General features: G+C 74.2%; 13 protein-coding genes. 7 read left to right on the forward strand and 6 right to left on the reverse strand.

The annotated features are described in order from the left end of the window. The first annotated feature begins 13 nt into the window (after nt 1-13). Complete coding sequence (locus tag KU893_RS00715) at nt 14-2059, forward strand: SDR family oxidoreductase (RefSeq protein WP_218232382.1); 2046 nt, start codon at nt 14-16, stop codon at nt 2057-2059. On the opposite strand, the gene KU893_RS00720 is transcribed toward KU893_RS00715, so the two are convergent. Continuing rightward, a complete protein-coding gene (locus tag KU893_RS00720) occupies nt 2040-2864 on the reverse strand; it encodes a sulfurtransferase (protein ID WP_218232383.1) in 825 nt (274 codons plus the stop codon). The genes KU893_RS00715 and KU893_RS00720 overlap by 20 nt on opposite strands. Before the next feature lie 78 nt (nt 2865-2942). On the opposite strand from KU893_RS00720, the gene KU893_RS00725 reads away from it, so the two are divergent. Beyond that, nucleotides 2943-3371, forward strand: coding sequence for a hypothetical protein (locus tag KU893_RS00725; protein ID WP_218232384.1), 429 nt, complete (start codon nt 2943-2945; stop codon nt 3369-3371). Here the strand turns inward: KU893_RS00725 and KU893_RS00730 are convergent. Together KU893_RS00730 and KU893_RS00735 are read right to left on the reverse strand one after the other, a co-directional pair. Beyond that, a complete protein-coding gene (locus KU893_RS00730) occupies nt 3368-4840 on the reverse strand; it encodes a glutamate-cysteine ligase family protein (RefSeq protein WP_218232385.1) in 1473 nt (490 codons plus the stop codon). The genes KU893_RS00725 and KU893_RS00730 overlap by 4 nt on opposite strands. A gap of 9 nt (nt 4841-4849) precedes the next feature. Then, nucleotides 4850-5872, reverse strand: coding sequence for a DUF4192 domain-containing protein (locus KU893_RS00735; RefSeq protein ID WP_218232386.1), 1023 nt, complete (start codon nt 5870-5872; stop codon nt 4850-4852). 133 nt (nt 5873-6005) lie between these two features. On the opposite strand from KU893_RS00735, the gene KU893_RS00740 reads away from it, so the two are divergent. The 3 genes from KU893_RS00740 to KU893_RS00750 all read left to right on the forward strand — a co-directional run bounded on the left by KU893_RS00740 (nt 6006) and on the right by KU893_RS00750 (nt 10662). After that, the gene (locus KU893_RS00740) at nt 6006-7364 is read left to right on the forward strand and encodes a DNA polymerase IV (RefSeq protein WP_218232387.1); all 1359 of its coding nucleotides are present in this window, start codon (nt 6006-6008) and stop codon (nt 7362-7364) included. Between the two features lie 10 nt (nt 7365-7374). Then, the gene (locus tag KU893_RS00745) at nt 7375-9528 is read left to right on the forward strand and encodes a S9 family peptidase (protein WP_218232388.1); all 2154 of its coding nucleotides are present in this window, start codon (nt 7375-7377) and stop codon (nt 9526-9528) included. Nucleotides 9529-9699: 171 nt separating this feature from the next. Beyond that, nucleotides 9700-10662 carry a sigma-70 family RNA polymerase sigma factor gene (locus KU893_RS00750; protein WP_372449652.1) on the forward strand — a complete coding sequence of 321 codons (963 nt, stop codon included), beginning with the start codon at nt 9700-9702 and terminating at the stop codon, nt 10660-10662. A gap of 99 nt (nt 10663-10761) precedes the next feature. On the opposite strand, the gene coaE is transcribed toward KU893_RS00750, so the two are convergent. Next, nucleotides 10762-11349 (reverse strand): dephospho-CoA kinase, encoded by a 588-nt coding sequence (gene coaE, locus KU893_RS00755; protein ID WP_218232389.1) that lies wholly within the window; start codon nt 11347-11349, stop codon nt 10762-10764. A gap of 22 nt (nt 11350-11371) precedes the next feature. On the opposite strand from coaE, the gene KU893_RS00760 reads away from it, so the two are divergent. Next, complete coding sequence (locus KU893_RS00760) at nt 11372-12619, forward strand: class I adenylate-forming enzyme family protein (protein WP_257441114.1); 1248 nt, start codon at nt 11372-11374, stop codon at nt 12617-12619. Here the strand turns inward: KU893_RS00760 and KU893_RS00765 are convergent. Next, nucleotides 12579-13955 (reverse strand): GDSL-type esterase/lipase family protein, encoded by a 1377-nt coding sequence (locus KU893_RS00765; protein ID WP_218232391.1) that lies wholly within the window; start codon nt 13953-13955, stop codon nt 12579-12581. The two genes, KU893_RS00760 and KU893_RS00765, sit on opposite strands and share 41 nt — an antisense overlap. 157 nt (nt 13956-14112) lie before the next feature. On the opposite strand from KU893_RS00765, the gene KU893_RS00770 reads away from it, so the two are divergent. Then, on the forward strand, nt 14113-14892 hold the full coding sequence (locus KU893_RS00770; RefSeq protein ID WP_218232392.1) for a hypothetical protein: 780 nt from the start codon (nt 14113-14115) through the stop codon (nt 14890-14892). Nucleotides 14893-14907: 15 nt separating this feature from the next. Here KU893_RS00770 and KU893_RS00775 read toward each other — a convergent pair whose 3' ends face one another. Next, the gene (locus KU893_RS00775) at nt 14908-16398 is read right to left on the reverse strand and encodes a PucR family transcriptional regulator (RefSeq protein WP_218232393.1); all 1491 of its coding nucleotides are present in this window, start codon (nt 16396-16398) and stop codon (nt 14908-14910) included. Nucleotides 16399-16404 lie beyond the last annotated feature (6 nt).

A 16404-nucleotide genomic window follows, 5' to 3' on the forward strand; every position in this document is an offset into this window, starting at 1 on the left:
GTAGCGTGCGCGCATGGCCTACTTCGTCACCGGCGCCACGGGGTTCATCGGACGCTTCCTCCTCGATGAGCTGATCGACCACCGCGAAGGTCCGATCCACGTCCTGTGCCGTGCCTCGTCGCTCGGCCGGATGGAGGCGCTGGTCCGGCAGTGGGGCTCCGAGCGGGTGCAGCCCGTCGTCGGCGACCTGGGCCAGCCCGGTCTCGGGGTGGACGAGACGTGGGTCAGCGAGCACCGCGGCACGATCGACCACTTCTTCCACCTCGCCGCGATCTACGACATCACCGCGGACGACGCGACCAACGACGCGATGAACATCGAGGGCACCCGCCACGCGCTCGCCCTCGCCGAGGCGCTGGAGGCCGGCTGCTTCCACCAGGTGTCCTCGGTCGCCACGGCCGGCGACTACCACGGCCGGTTCGACGAGACCATGTTCGAGGAGGGCCAGCCGCTGCCCTCGCCGTACCACCGCACGAAGTACGAGTCGGAGAAGCTGGTGCGCGACGAGGCCCGGGTGCCGTGGCGCGTCTACCGCCCGGCGATCGTGGTGGGCCACTCCGAGACCGGCGCGATGGACAAGATCGACGGCCCCTACTACCTGTTCCCGCTGCTCAAGCGGCTGCGCGACAACCTCCCCGCCTGGTTGCCGCTGGTCGGCGTCGACCTCGGCGACACCAACCTGGTTCCGGTCGACTACGTCGCCAAGGCGATGGACCACCTCGCCCACCTGCCGGGCCGCGACGGCGAGGCGTTCCACCTGGTCAACCCCGAGCCCCAGCCGGTGGTCGACATGATCAACGCCTTCTGCGCCGCCGCCGGCGCACCCCGGTTCGCCACCCCGGTCGGGCGCGGCATCACCACGGCCGGCCCGTTGGGCCTGGTCCCGGCCCGGCTGCGGCCCCTGAGCCTGATGACCGCGGTCGTGCGCACCGGCCCGGCACAGCTGCTGCTCGACCAGACGCTGGGCCGGCTCGGGCTGCCCGCCGAGGCGCTCGCGCACACCTCGTTCCCGTCGGTCTTCGACGCGCGGATCACCGAGAAGGCGCTGGCCGGGTCCGGCCTCAGCGTGCCGCCGCTCGAGTCCTACGCCCGCAACCTGTGGGGCTACTGGGAGGAGAACCTCGACGACGCCACCGGCCGCGACCCGAAGGCCGTCGCCGCGCTGAAGGACAAGTACGTCGTCATCACCGGCGCCTCCTCCGGGATCGGCCAGGTCGTGGCGCTCAAGGTCGCCCAGGCCGGCGGCGTCCCGGTGCTCGTCGCGCGCGGCAAGGAGAAGCTGGAGGCCACCAAGGCGACCATCGAGCAGCGCGGCGGGCGCGCCGAGGTGTTCCCCTGCGACCTGTCCGACCTCGAGGCCATCGACCGGCTGTGCGAGCAGCTCACCGCCGAGCTGCCGAGCGTCGACTACGTCGTCAACAACGCCGGCCGCTCGATCCGGCGCTCGCTCAAGCTCTCGCAGGACCGCTTCCACGACTTCGAGCGCACCATGCAGCTCAACTACTTCGGCGCGATCCGGCTCGTGATGGGGCTGATGCCCCAGCTGCACGACCAGCGCTCCGGGCACATCGTCAACATCTCCTCGATCGGCGTGCAGACCAACCCGCCGCGCTTCTCGGCGTACGTCGCCTCCAAGGCCGCGCTCGACGCCTGGAGCAACGTCGTGTCCTCGGAGGTCGTCGGGCACGGGATCACCTTCACCAACGTGCACATGCCGCTGGTGCGCACGCCGATGATCGCGCCGACCAAGATCTACGACAAGTTCCCCACGATCTCCCCCGCCCAGGCCGCGGACGTGGTGCTCAAGGCGCTGGTCGACAAGCCCCACGAGATCAACACCGCGCTCGGCACCGCCGGCGAGCTGGCCCACACGATCGCGCCGCGGACCGCCTTCCGGGTGCTCAACCTGGCCTACCAGGTGTTCCCGGACTCCGCCGCGGCCAAGGGCCACCAGCCCGCCTCACAGGCGGCTGCCGCCGCCGAGGAGGCGCCCGCCACCGACCACCGCGAGACCGAGCAGATGCTGATGGCCCAGCTCTTCAGGGGCGTGCACTGGTAGCGACCGGACGCGAGGGGTCGGCCACCCACTCGCTCCAGCTGCCCGGGTAGAGAGCGGCGCTCACCCCGGCGAGCTCCAGCGCGAGCACGTCGTGGGCCGCGGTCACGCCGGACCCGCAGTAGACGGCGACGTCGGTGCCCGCGACCGCGCCGACCTCGGCGTACGTGGCGGCCAGGCTCTCCGGGTCGCGGAACCGGCCGCTCTCGTCGAGGTTGCGGCTGGTCGGCACGTTGACCGCACCGGGCACGTGGCCGGCCACCGGGTCGATCGGCTCGGCCTCGCCGCGGTACCGCTCCGCCGCCCGCGCGTCCACGACGACGCCGGCGTCCTGCAGGGTCCTCACGTCGACGACCGGCAGCGCGCCCGGGACCGCGGTGAAGTCGCCCGGCTCGTCCCTGGCAGCGCCCACCCCCGTCTCGGCAGCCCCGCCCGCCTCGCGCCACGCGGTCCAGCCGCCGTCGAGCACCCGGACGTCGGTGTGACCGTGGTAGCGCAGCAGCCACCAGCACCGAGCCGCCGCGTGCCCCGACCAGTCGTCGTAGACCACGACCGGCCGGTCGGCGCGCACCCCGGCCCGGCGCATCGCGGCCTCGAACACCGCGACCTCCGGCAGCGGATGGCGACCGCGCTCCCCCGGCTCGCCGGCGAGCTCGGCGTCCAGGTCGACGTACGCCGCCCCGGGAATGTGCCCCACGGCGTACTCCTCCGGCCCGGCGGGCGCGCCCGTGCGGTAGCGGACGTCGAGCAGGCTCATCTCTCCCAGGCGGGTGCGGAGCTCGTCGACGCTGATCAGACCGGACCTCATGGTGCGAGCCTAGGAGGCACCCGCTCGGGCCTGTGGAGGACGCTCCCGCGCCGCTCCCGGATCGGGCAGGCTCCCCGCATGATCCAGGAGCCGGTCCCGACGCTGCTCGAGCGCGTCCTGCTGCGCGCCGTGCGCGAGCACGCCGCGGCCGAGGGTCGCTGCCAGCTGCCGCCCGCGCTGCACGTCGGCATCCCCGGCGCCGACATCCGCTCGTTCGAGATCGTCGCCGGCGAGTCGCTCGACCTCGCGCTGCGCACCGAGGTGCTCGAGGCGATGTGCCGCGACCACCTTGCGCGCGACGTCGTCCCGCTCGTCTGGCTGACCCGCACGCCCGAGGGACACGACGCCGAGGACCTCGCCTGGGCGGCGGCCGTCGGGTGCGCCGGCCCGGAGCTCGGCGTTCGGCTCGACCTGGTCGTGGTCACCCGCCGGTCGTGGCGCGACCCGCGCTCAGGCGTGGGCCGGCGGTGGACCCGGCTGAGGCGTCCCGAGAACACGGCCTCCTAGGCTCCCAGCCCCCAGGTGTGCACCGGCTCGTTGTCGTGCATCCGGTGGCGGTACTCGGCCAGCACGGCCCGCAGGGCGTCGTACCGGTCGGCGTCGGCGCGCTGCTGCACCCGCCGGGTGAACCAGTCCGCGGCGTTGGTGCCGGCCAGGCAGCGCTGCTCGATGACGTCGAGGTAGCGGTGCGCCTCGTCCGCGGGCACCCCCCACGCGGCCAGGCCCTCGTGGGCGAGGGGCAGCAGCCGGCGCACCACCAGCTCGGTGGCCCGCACCCGGCCGAGGTGGGGCCAGTAGACCTCGGCCTCGATCCCGTGACGAGCGGCGGTCCGGAAGTTCTCCTCCGCCGCGCTGAACGACATCTGCGACCACAGCGGCCGGTCGTTGTCGGCCAGCGCCCGGACCAGGCCGAAGTAGAACGCCGCGTTGGCCACCGTGTCGACCACGGTCGGGCCGGCCGCGAGGAGCCGGTTCTCGACCCGCAGGTGGGGCAGGCCCGTCGCGATGTCGTACACCGGCCGGTTCCAGCGGTAGATCGTGCCGTTGTGGAGCCGCAGCTCGGACAGGTTCGGCGTCCCACCCGCCTCCAGCACGGTGAGCGGGTCCTCCTCGTGGACCACCGGCAGCAACGGCGGGAAGTAGCGGACGTTCTCCTCGAACAGGTCGAACACCGAGGTGATCCAGCGCTCACCGAACCACACGCGGGGCCGCACGCCCTGCGCCTTCAGCTCCTCGCCGCGGGTGTCGGTGGCCTGCTCGAACAGCGGGATCCGGGTCTCCGACCACAGCTGCTTGCCGAGCAGGTACGGCGAGTTCGCGCCGACCGCCAGCTGGATGCCGGCGATCGCCTGCGACGCGTTCCAGTACGACGCGAACTGGTCCGGGCTGACCTGCACGTGGAACTGCGTGCTGGTGCACGCCGCCTCCGGCATGATCGTGTCGACGGTGGCGTGGAGCCGCTCGGCGCCCCGGATGTCGATCAGGATGTCCTCGCCGCGGGCGCGCAGGATCTGCTCGCTGAGCAGGCGGTAGCGCGGGTTGGCGCTGATCACCTCGGCCCGCAGGTGCTCGGGCGCGAGCGTCGGGAGGATCCCGATCATCACCAGGTGGGCACCGACCGCGGAGGCGCGCTGCTCGGCGTTGTTGAGGCTGGCCCGCAGCTGCTTCTCGTAGCCCTCCAGCCCGCCGCCCCGTAGCGGCCCGGGCGCCAGGTTGAGCTCGATGTTGAACTGGCCGAGCTCGGTCTGGAAGTCGGGGTCCTCGATCGCCGCCAGTACCTCGGCGTTGCGCAGCGCCGGGTCCCCGGCCGCGTCGACCAGGTTGAGCTCGACCTCGATGCCGGTCCACGGGTCGTCGGTCTCGAAGGCCGACTCGCGCAGCATCCGTTCGAAGACGTCGAGGCAGCGCCGGACCTTCTCCCGGTACCGGGTCCGGTCGGCGGGGGTGAACTCCTGGGCCGCGACGTCGTCTCCCATGCATCGAGGCTAAGAGATCACCGGCGCCTCCGGGAGCCCCTCGTCCCACGCGAATCCGCCTTGCCAGCTCTGCGGCGGCACGGCGGCCTGTAGGATCGAGCCGAGCTGCGCGGCCATCCGGTAGCCCGGCTCGGCGCGGGTGCAGCGGTCGACGGCGACCCAGGCCAGCGCACCGTCCCCGGCCTGCCAGGCGGCCCAGCCGAGCAGGGCGGCCGGAGCGGCGACCAGGGCGTCCGGGGCCCGGCGGACGGCGTCGGTCCACAGCCGGACGTGGGCCGCTGCGGTGCGGTGCACGATCGCCGACCACGCGGCGTCGCGGACGCGGCCGGCCTGCATCACCCAGAGCAGGCGAGCCAGGTCGGCGTCGCCGGGCAGCGCGTCGACCGCCGTCAGGTCGCGGACCACCCGGTGCACCCAGTCGCCCGCCGCGCGGATCGCCCGGCCGTCCACCGGCACGCCCGCGTCGGCGAACCGGCCGGCCACGAGGGCGGCGCCGACCGCGCCGACGGCCGCCGGGTCCGGGTCGAGGGAGGCCACCAGGTCGGCACGCGATCGGTGCGCCAGCCGTCCGGAGACCAGCGCCTCGACGACGAACGGGTGGGCGCTGACGTCGTAGCGCCATCGTCGGCGCCGGCCGGACGGATCGGGGTGGTCGAGCTCGCGGTAGTGGGTCCGGTCGGCGTGCAGCGCCCTGACGACCACCAGCCCGCGGCGCCGGCACGCGCGGCGCAGGGACCGGTGCACCTCGTCGGCCGCAGCCGGGTCGTCGGCGTAGTAGAGCAGCGCGACATGGCTGACGCCGTAGTGCACGGCGGGCTCCAGGAGGGCCTCGGCGACCTCGCGGCACCCGAAGGACGACGGGGCGCCAGGCGAGGGGAGGTCCATGCGGGCGTGGAAGGGGTGCCGCGCGCCGGAGGTCATCAGCACGACCGACTCCTCCGGCCAGAAGCCGAGCAGGACCGGGGCGGCGGCGAGCAGGTCGTCGGGGCCGCGGACGGTGAGGGAGAGCGTGGGACGAGGTGTGGTGGTCATGACGACGACGGTCGCCGGGAGCTGCGACACGAGCCCCGAGGGCCGCGCAGGGCTGGGGAGAACGACCCGCGCGGGCCTGCCTGTGGAGAGCCGAGGGATCGGGCTGTCGCCCCTGAGCACTAACGTGACCGCCGTGCGCGCCCACGCCTCGGTCCTCCACCTGGACCTCGACGCGTTCTTCGCCGCCGTGGAGCAGCGCGACAAGCCCTCCCTGCGCGGGAAGCCGGTCGTGGTGGGCGGAACCGGCGGGCGCGGTGTCGTGTCGACGGCGTCCTACGAGGCCCGCGCGTACGGCGTCCGCTCGGCCATGTCCACCCGCGAGGCGCGCGCCCGGTGCCCGCATGCGGCCTACCTCTCCGGCCGGTTCGAGGCCTACCGCTCGGCCAGCGCCGCGGTGATGGCGGTGCTGCGCGACTGCTCGCCGCTCGTGGAGCCGCTGTCCCTCGACGAGGCCTTCGTCGACCTGGCCGAGGCCGGGCTGCCCGACCTCGAGGTGCCGACGGTGACCGCCCTGGCCGAGGAGCTGCGGGCGCGGGTGCACGAGGTGACCGGCGGGCTCACCGCCTCGGTGGGCGTCGCGTCGTCGAAGTTCCTCGCCAAGATCGCCAGCGACCTGCGCAAGCCGGACGGGCTGGTGGTCGTCGAGCCCGGCACCGAGCTGGCCCTGCTCCGGCCCCTGCACGTCTCGGTGATCCCCGGCGTCGGGCCGGCGACCGTCGAACGCCTGCGCCGAGCGGGAGTGCACACCGTCGCCGAGCTGGAGCGGATCAGCCAGGAGGAGCTGGTCCGCCTGGTCGGCAAGGCGCAGGGGCACAGCCTGTTCCACCTCGCGCGAGCCGAGGACGACCGGCCGGTGGTCCCCGACCGCGAGACCAAGTCGGTCAGCGTCGAGGGCACCTACGAGACCGACCTGACCGACCGCCAGCAGATGAGCGCCATCGTCACCCGGCAGGCCGGTGAGGTCGCCCGGCGACTGAAGGGGAACGGCCTGTCCGGGCGCACCGTGTCGATCAAGGTCCGGCTCTACGACTTCACCACGCTGAGCCGGTCCTCGACGCTGCCCGCCCCCACCGACGACCCGGCCACGATCGCCCGGCTGGCCCGGACCCTGCTCGAGGACCTCGACACCTCGGGCGGCGTCCGCCTGCTCGGCGTCGGCGTCTCGGGCCTCGCCGACTGGATCCAGGAGGACCTGTTCGCCGCGGCCGGCGACGAACCGGCCGAGGAGGCCGCCCAGGAGACCCCGGTCGACCAGCGGGCGGAGCCGGACCAGGCCGGCGCGCGCTGGCGCAGCGCCACCTGGGCGCCCGGCATGGACGTGGTGCACGCCGAGCACGGCCGCGGCTGGGTCTGGGGCTCGGGCCGGGGCGTGGTGACGGTGCGCTTCGAGACCGCCGACACACCGCCCGGCCCGGTCCGCTCCTTCCGCGCCGACGACCCCGATCTGGAGCGCTGGCGCCCGCCCGAGGAGGAGCAACCGGAGGCGCAGTAGCGTTCCGGGCATGCCCGTCCCACCGAGCGCTGCGCGCCACCCCGTCACCACGACGCACCACGGTCACACCCGCACCGACGAGTACGAGTGGCTGCGCGACAAGGACGACCCGGCGGTCATCGCACACCTCGAGGCCGAGAACGCCTACACGCAGGAGCGCACCGCGCACCTCGCCGACCTGCGCGGCCGGATCTTCGACGAGATCAAGGCCCGCACCCTCGAGACCGATCTGTCGGTCCCGACCCGGGTGCGCGGGTACTGGTACTACGGGCGCTCCTTCGAGGGCCGCCAGTACGGCGCCAGCTGCCGCGTCCCGGTGAGTGACCCGGACGACTGGACTCCCCCGCAGCCCGCCGCCGACGCGAGCCCGGACCAGCCGGCGCTCCCCGGCGAGGAGGTGCTGCTCGACCTCGACGCGCTGGCGGACGGCCACGACTTCTTCAGCCTCGGCGGCTCGGCCGTCAGCCCCGACGACCGGCTGCTGGCGTACGCCGTCGACGTGGTGGGCGACGAGCGCTACACCGTGCGCGTGCTCGACCTGGCCACCCGGCAGGTGCACGACGACGTGCTCACCGACGTGCTCGGCGGCGTGACCTGGGGCGGCTCGCCCGACCACTTCTACTACACGACCGTGGACGAGGCGTGGCGTCCCGACAAGGTGTGGCGACACCGCCTCGGCACCGCGCAGGCCGACGACGAGCTGGTGTTCCACGAGCCCGACGGCCGCTACTTCGTCGGCGTCGGACGCACCCGCAGCCGGCGCTACGTGATGATCGCGGCCAGCTCGAAGACGACCTCGGAGTTCCACGTCCTCGACGCCTCCGACCCGCACGCGCGGCCGGTCTGCTTCGCCGAGCGCACCGACGGCGTCGAGTACTCCCTCGAGCACGCGGTGGTCGGCGGCGAGGACCGGTTCCTCGTGCTGCACAACGCGACCGGCCCGGAGTTCGAGCTGGGTCACGCGCCCGCCGTACCCACGAAGCCGGCGGACTGGAAGCCGCTGCTCCCCCACGACCTCGCGGTCCGGCTGGAGGACGTCGACGCGTTCGCCGGTCACCTCGTCGTCCAGCAGCGCAGCGGCGGCAGCAGCCAGGTCCGGGTCCTCGACCTCGGCGAGGACCCCGAGAACCCGGTCACCGGCGACCGGTTCGTGGAGTTCCCCGGCGAGCTGGCGACCGTCGGGGCGGGCAGCAACCCGGCCTTCGAGCAGCCGACCATCCGGGTCGGCATGACCAGCCTGGCCCGCCCCTCGGCCGTCTACGACCACGACCTGCGCACCGGCGAGCTGGTGCTGCGCAAGCAGGCGCCCGTCCTCGGCGGCTACGACCCCGACGACTACGAGGAGCACCGCCTGTGGGCGAGCTCCGTCGACGGCGTGCAGGTGCCGATCTCGCTGGTCGTGCGCAAGGGCGTGCGTGGCGCCGACGGGACCGACCGGGTCCCCGTCCACCTCTACGGATACGGCGCCTACGAGGCCTCGATCGACCCGTACTTCGCGGTCAGCCGGCTCTCCCTGCTCGACCGCGGCGCGGCGTTCGCGATCGCCCACGTGCGTGGCGGCGGCGAGATGGGCCGGCACTGGTACGACGACGGCAAGCTCGAGCACAAGCAGCACACCTTCGACGACTTCATCGCCGCGGCCCGCCACCTCGTCGAGGCCGGCTGGACCACCGCGGACCGGATCGTCGCCGAGGGCGCGAGCGCGGGCGGCCTGCTCATCGGCGCGGTCGCCAACCAGGCGCCCGAGGCGTTCGGCGGCTTCGTGGCGGGCGTCCCCTTCGTGGACACCCTGACCACGATGCTCGACGCGACGCTGCCCCTGACCGTCCCCGAGTACGACGAGTGGGGCAACCCGACCGACGACCCGGTCGCCTACGAGCGGATCGCCGGCTACGCGCCGTACGAGAACGTCGCCGACCTGCCCTACCCGCCGATCCTGGCCGAGACCTCGCTCAACGACACCCGGGTGCTCTACGTCGAGCCGGCGAAGTGGGTCGCGCGGCTGCGCGAGCGCGCCCCGCGCGCCGACGTCCTGCTGCGCACCGAGATGGCGGCCGGACACGGCGGCGTGTCCGGTCGCTACCGCGCCTGGGAGGACCGGGCGTTCTCGCTCGCGTGGATCCTGGACCGCCTCGGCCTGGCCGAGGCCACCCTCCGTTCCTGAGCGAAGTTGAGAAGTCCCTGAGATTCGTCCTCAGGCGCAACTTCCGGGGTTTCCCGGACGTCAAAGCCGGTGAGAGCAACACCGGAAGGCCCCGGGAATCCCGGGTACCTCTCCGGTGTTGAGAACCACAGGTGCGGATGGGCTCCAGCCGCACGGGCAAGGAGGGACGCCATGGCAGCGACGATGACGAGGACGCGCAACACCGGACGCGAGATCGAGGGACGCGACAGCGTCGGGCTGTACCTCGACGAGATCGCGCGCACCCCCCTGCTCGACGCGGCACGGGAGGTCGAGCTCGCCAAGGCGATCGAGGCCGGCCTGTACGCCGAGCACCTGCTCGCCGAGGGCCGGGTCGGCCGCCGCAAGGGCGGTGCCCCCAAGCAGGCCACCGAGGCCGAGCTGGAGTGGATCGCCGAGGAGGGCCGCCAGGCCGTCACGGAGTTCATCAACGCCAACCTGCGCCTGGTGGTGTCCATCGCCCGCAAGTACGGCCGCGCCCAGATGCCGATGCTCGACCTGATCCAGGAGGGCAACACCGGCCTGATCCGCGCGGTCGAGAAGTTCGACTACGCCAAGGGCTACAAGTTCTCCACCTACGCCACCTGGTGGGTCCGCCAGGCCATCACCCGCGGCATCGCGCAGCAGGCCCGCGTGGTCCGGCTGCCCGTGCACGTGGTCGAGGAGCTCAACCAGGTCGGCGGCGCCCGCCGTACCCTCGAGCGCCAGCTGGGCCGAGACCCGGAGCCGGCGGAGATCGCCGCCGAGCTCGGCCTCGAGGTCGAGCGGGTCCTCGACCTGATGGCGTGGGGCCGCGAGCACGTCAGCCTCGACACCCCGGTCGACGAGGACGGCGACACCTCGCTCGGCGACCTGATGGCGCAGGAGACCGCGCCCGGCCCGGACCTGACCGTCCTCGACGTCGAGGCCCGCGAGCGGCTCAACACCCTGGTCGACCAGCTCGACGCGCGCGCCGCAGACATCATCCGCGAGCGCTACGGCCTGGTCGACGGCCGCCAGCACAAGCTCGCCGACATCGGCGTCAAGCACGGCATCTCGGCCGAGCGGGTGCGCCAGCTCGAGCGCGAGGCGCTGCAGAAGCTGCGCCGCCTCGGCGACCCGGACATGGCGGCCTAGGTTTCGAGGCTCGCTGGCGCTCGCACCTCAACCACCGGCGAGGGGCTCGCTGGCGCTCGCACCTCAACCACCGGCGAGGGGCTCGCTGGCGCTCGCACCTCAACCACCGATGAGATCCTCGAAGACCTCCGTCACCTGCTGACGGAGGTCTTCGCGCGTCCCGGTGTTCTCGATGAGGTAGGTCGCCACCGCGCGCCGCTGCTCGCGGGTCGCCTGGGCGGCTATCCGGGCACGGCCGTCCTCCTCGGTCCAGCCGCGGTCGCGCACCATCCGCTCGAGCTGCACCTGCTCGGGGGCGTCGACGACGATGACGGCGTCGAACTCCTCGGCGCGGCCGGACTCGACGAGCAGCGGGATGTCGTGGACGACGATCGCGTCGGCGGGCGCGGCGGCCTCGAGCTCGGCGTACCGCTCGAAGACCAGCGGGTGCACGATCCCCTCGAGGGTGCGGCGCTTGGCCTCGTCGCCGAACACCAGGGCACCCATCTTGGGGCGGTCCAGCTCACCCTCGGGCGTCAGCATCTGGGGCCCGAAGGCCTCGACGACCGCCGCAAGGCCCGGTGTCCCCTTCGCGACGACCTCGCGCGCGATCTGGTCGGCGTCGATGACGACGGCGCCCAGCTCCCGCAGGATCGACGAGACGGTGCTCTTCCCCGAGGCGATCCCCCCGGTCAGTCCGACGCGCACACGGGGACCCTACTGTGAGGTCGTGAAGGAACTCGACCGGGTGGCGCTGCTGGTTCCCGGTTCCCACGCCTACGTCGACGCGGTGCTGCGGATGCTCACCGTGGGGGTCTTCCCGATCCCGCTCGACCCGCGGCTCACCCCCGCCGAGCAGGAGCGGATCCTCGCGGGGCTGGAGCCGACGGCCGTCGTACGCACGCCGGAGGAGCTGGCGGCCCTCACGGAGCAGCTGCCGACGGCAGGTCTGCCGCTGGGGCGGCCGATGCACTGCACGAGCGGGACGACGGGGGTGCCGAAGGGCGTCTGGTCCGGGCTGCTGGCCCCGGAGGACGCCGCCGCACTGGTCGCCGAGGAACGCGCACTGTGGGGCTTCTCGCCCGACGACGTCAACCTCGTGCTCAGCCCGCTGTACCACTCCGCGCCGCTGCGCTTCGCGATGGGCACGATCCTGGCCGGCGGCCGGATCGTGGTCCCCGGACCGTTCGACCCGGCGGCGGTGACGGCGGCGATCGAGGCCGAGCGGCCGACCACGATGTTCTGCGTCCCGACCCACCTGCAGCGGCTCTTCGCCCACTGGGACGAGCACGGGACGCCCGACCTGTCGTGCTTCCGGCTGGTCGCCCACGCCGGCGCACCCTGCCCGACCGAGGTCAAGCACCGCCTGGTCGCGGCCTTCCCGCCGGGCTCCACGTGGGAGTTCTACGGCTCGACCGAGGGCCAGTTCACCGCCTGCCGCAGCGAGGAGTGGCTCGAACACCCCGGCACCGTCGGCCGCGCCCGACCGGGCCGCACCCTGTCCACGGACCCCGACGGGACCATCTGGTGCACCGTGCCGGAGTTCGCCCGCTTCACCTACTTCGGCGCCCCGGAGAAGACCGCCGCCGCCTGGCGCACCACGCCGGCCGGGCCGGCGTTCTCCGTCGGCGACCTGGGCCGGCTGGACGCCGACGGGTACCTCTACCTCGACGGGCGCCGCGAGGACCTGATCATCAGCGGGGGCGTCAACGTCTACCCCACCGAGGTGGAGCAGGTCCTCGGCACCTGCCCCGGCGTCGTCGACGTGGCGGTCTACGGCGTGGACGACCCGGACTGGGGACAACGGGTGTGCGCCGCGGTCGTGGTGTCCGCGGACGGTCCCTCCGCGGACGTCCTGCGCGCCTTCGCCCGGGAGCAGCTGGCGCCGCCGAAGCGGCCCAAGGACTACCGGTTCCTGCGCGAGCTGCCCCGCACCCTCACCGGCAAGGTCCTGCGGACCGAGCTCGCCGGACGCTGAGCGTCGCGGGGGCACCCGAGGTGCCGTCGCGCACCGCGCGGACCCGGAACCGCCAGGTCCGGGCGGCCCGCAGGCGCGGGGACTGCCAGCGGGTGGTCGTGGTCGGCACCGGCCGCGACCATCCGCTGCGGGTGCGCACCTCGACGACGTACGACGTCGCCCCGGTGACCGCTCGCCAGCGCAGTCCCACGCACCGGCCCCCGACCACGAAGGCACGCAGGCGCGTCGGCCGGTCGGGCGGCGAGGTGACGACACCCGGCTGGGGCGCGGGCGGGTCGGGCGGCCCAGGCGGGTCAGGCGGGTCGGACGGGGGTTCGGACGGGACGACCCACGCCGGCGCCGAGTAGACCTCCCCGTCAGGCAGGTCGTCGCCCTTCATCGGCTGGAGGCGATAGGCGTAGAGGTGGCCGTTGACGAGCGAGCGGCCGGTCCAGGTCCCGGTCGCGGCGACGGGCAGCGGGAGCGACGTCCACGGCTGGTCGAGCGTGACGTCGCGCCCCCACAGCACCTGGGCGCTCGCCCCCGGCCCACCGGTCCAGCTCACCGTGGCCTGCTGGTCCCCCGCGGTGGCGGTCACGGTGGCCGGCACCTGCGGACCGACGGGCGGCACGACGAGCGGCCGCGCGGCTGCCGGCCCGACCCCGAGGGCGTGCAGGGCGTCGGCGACGGCGGCGGCGATGCGCACCTCGCCCCGGGCGTTGGGGTGCGAGCCGTCCCAGGTGTCCTCCTCGGCGTCGTACCCGTCGGCCGCACGGGCCACGACCACGGGAGACGTCGCGGTGGTGAGGTCGCTCGCGATGTCGGCCAGCCGCGTGTTGAGCTCGAGCACACCCGGGAACCAGTGCTGGCTCGGCTCGGTGAGCACGACGGCGACGTCGGGTCGTGCGGCGCGCGCCTCGAGCACCCGTGCCGCGATCGCGGCCGACACCTCGGCGGCGTCGACGCCGTACAGCAGGTCGTTGACGCCGAGCGCCTCGACGACCACGTCAGGCTGGTAGGTGGCGACGAGCGCGTCGAACGGCACGTCGGGGAACAGGGCCCACATCCCCCACCGGGCGGCGTGGTCGCGGTCGAAGTCCGGGTCGGCGTACGTCGCTTCCCCGCCGCCCCCCTCCGGCAGCCTCCACAGGTCGTCGCGCGGCCCCACGAAGTCGACCGGCACGCCGGCGTCGGCGAAGTGGCGCCAGAGGCGGTAGCGCCAGGTCCAGTCCCCTGAGGAGCCCTGGGTGACCGAGTCGCCGACCAGCAGGATCCGGACCGGGTCGAGGGCGGGCGCGGGCGTCGGCGCGGCCGCCAGGGCCGCCACCACGAGTGCAGTGCACAGCACTGCCCGCACGCACCGACGCATGTCCCTCCCGGAAGGAGGCTACGACAGCTCGGCCCCCTCCGCTGCCGGTTCGAGGCGAGCTGTGCCGGACCTGGGGCGCGCGTCTGAGGATCTCGGGACATCTGTCCCTGGCGGCCGGGCCGCCGGGCGCCGCAGGCTGACGGGCATGCCGATCCCGCGCGCCCTCCCCCTGGCCTTCGTCCTCCTCGTCGCCTGCGCCCTGGGCCTGGTCGCGACGCCGGACGCCGAGTCGGCCGCACGTCGTGCCGCTCGGCCGGCGCTGGTCCTCAAGGCACCCGGGTCGGTCACCGCCGGCACCAGCGTCGAGGTGCGCGTGAGGGCGCGCGGCCTGCGCGGCAAGGTCGCCCTGCAGGTGCGCCGCGGCCAGCGCTGGCGCACCCTGCTGGTCCGCCCGCTCAACGACGGCGGCGCCGGCTTCCTGGTTCCGGCCGGCGCCACGGGCGGCTCGCTGCGCCTGCGCGCCAAGTCCGGCCGGCACGTCTCCGCGACGCGCACCGTCGCCGTACGGCCGCGGACCAACCCGACGAACGAGCAGCCGGTGCCGAACCAGGACGAGGTCGACCGCCGCTGCGTGGCGCAGTACGGCAGCACCTACCCCGTCCCGGAGCGGGAGCACCGCGTCCGCCCGACCGGCTGGCCGCGGACGCCTCCACAGGCGGTGCTGTGCCGGATCCTGCGCATCTCCGACGACGAGGAGGTGGGCTGCTACGCCACCGAGCCGGGCACCAAGATGTTCGACATCTTCTGGTACTACGACCACGCCATCGAGGTGGCCGACTACGCCCCGATCGGGAACGGCCAGGAGATCCTCACCGGCGTCCTCGGCGACGCGTCGTTCTACATCCAGCAGGACGTCTTCGACCAGTACTACATCGTGTGGGCGCGCGACGGCGCCTACGAGGACGACGCCGTCATCGCCTGCTGAGGACGAGCCGGCCGCTCAGCCCTCGGCGGCGATCTCGAGAGCCAGCCAGGCACCCACCCGGGCCGCGGGGTCGTCGAGGTCGAGCCCGGTCAGCCGCTCGATCTCGGCGAGCCGGTTGCGGACGGTGTTGCGGTGCACACCGAGGTCGTCGGCGACGGCGCCGCGGGAGCCGTGGTGGCGCAGGAACGCGGCCAGCGTGGATCGCTGCTCGGCATCGAGCGGGGCGAGGAGGCTGGCGGCGTACTCCCGGCCCAGCGCCTCCGGCACCAGCGCCAACGGCCCCGCGTCGGCGACCTCCTCCCAGCGCCGGACCGGGCTCGTCGCGGTGGTGCGCTCCAGGGCGTGGCCGGCTGTCTCTGCCCCGCGTCGGGCGTCGGGGGCCGCGACCGCCCGGCCGACGCCCGCGCGCACCCCAGCGGACGCCAGGACGTCGGCGAGCGCCGCGAGCACGCCGACGACCCGCGCCGGCGGGGCGACCGCGACCAGCTCGCCGTCGACCGTGCCGGCCAGGACGCCGTCGGCGGCGTCCTCGAGCAGTCCGAGCACGTCGTCGAGGGCCTCCTGCGGCCCGCTCATCCGGATCACGCGCAGCCGCTCGGGCACCGCTCGACCGCCCTCGGCCGCGGCGAGGAGCACCTCGGCGGAGCGCAGGTCGCCGGCGCAGAGCAGCTCGAGGGCACGCCCCCGCAGCCGACGCTCGGCCGCCCGGCGCTCGGCCCGGCGCTCCACGGCGAGGCTCAGCAGCACCGCGGCCGTGCTCACCGCCGAGCGCTGCGGGTCCCCGAGGGTCCCCGGCACGGACACGGCCAGGTAGAGCTCGGGCCGGCCGGCCAGGCCGATCGGGCGCACCACGGTGGTGTCGCCGTCCCGGGTGGTCGTCGACACCGCGCCCAGGCCCTGGCCCTTGATCCCCGCCACCTCGGTCCGGACCAGGTCGAGGTCCAACGTCTCCGGGTGGGCGCCGATCGGGCCCTCCGCGGGCTCGCCGTCGCGGTGCACCAGCGCGACCGTCGCGTCGAGGAGCTGGGCCAGCCGCTCGACGAGCGGGCGCAGGTCGAGACCGAGCGCAGCCCGGGTGAGCCGGCGCTGGAGGTCGAGGGCGAGCCGCGTCGTCGCGGCCTCCTGGTCCTGCAGCAGCTCGGCCGCGGCCCGGGACACCGCCACGAAGGGCGTGGCCCGCGGCACCTCCAGCAGCACCAGGCCCCGCTCCCGGCAGGCCGCGACCAGGGCCGGCGGCAGCCGGTCGTGGGTGAGCCCGGTCCCCAGCCCGAGGGCGGCCGCACCCGCCGTGGCCAGCCGGTCGACGTACGCCGTCCACTCCTGGCTCCAGCCGCGGGTACCGAGACCGGTGGTGAGGAGCAGCTCCCCGCCCTCGAGGTACGGCGTGGGGTCGGCCAGCTCGCTGGTGGCGACCCAGCGCAGCACGGACCCGTCGAGGGCGGGTGCGCCCTCCGCCGGACGCAGGCCGAGCCCGGGCATCGCCACCAGGTCGGCCACCGTCACCACGCCGCC

The organism is Nocardioides daeguensis (assembly GCF_019192965.1).
Lineage (GTDB): Bacteria > Actinomycetota > Actinomycetes > Propionibacteriales > Nocardioidaceae > Nocardioides > Nocardioides daeguensis.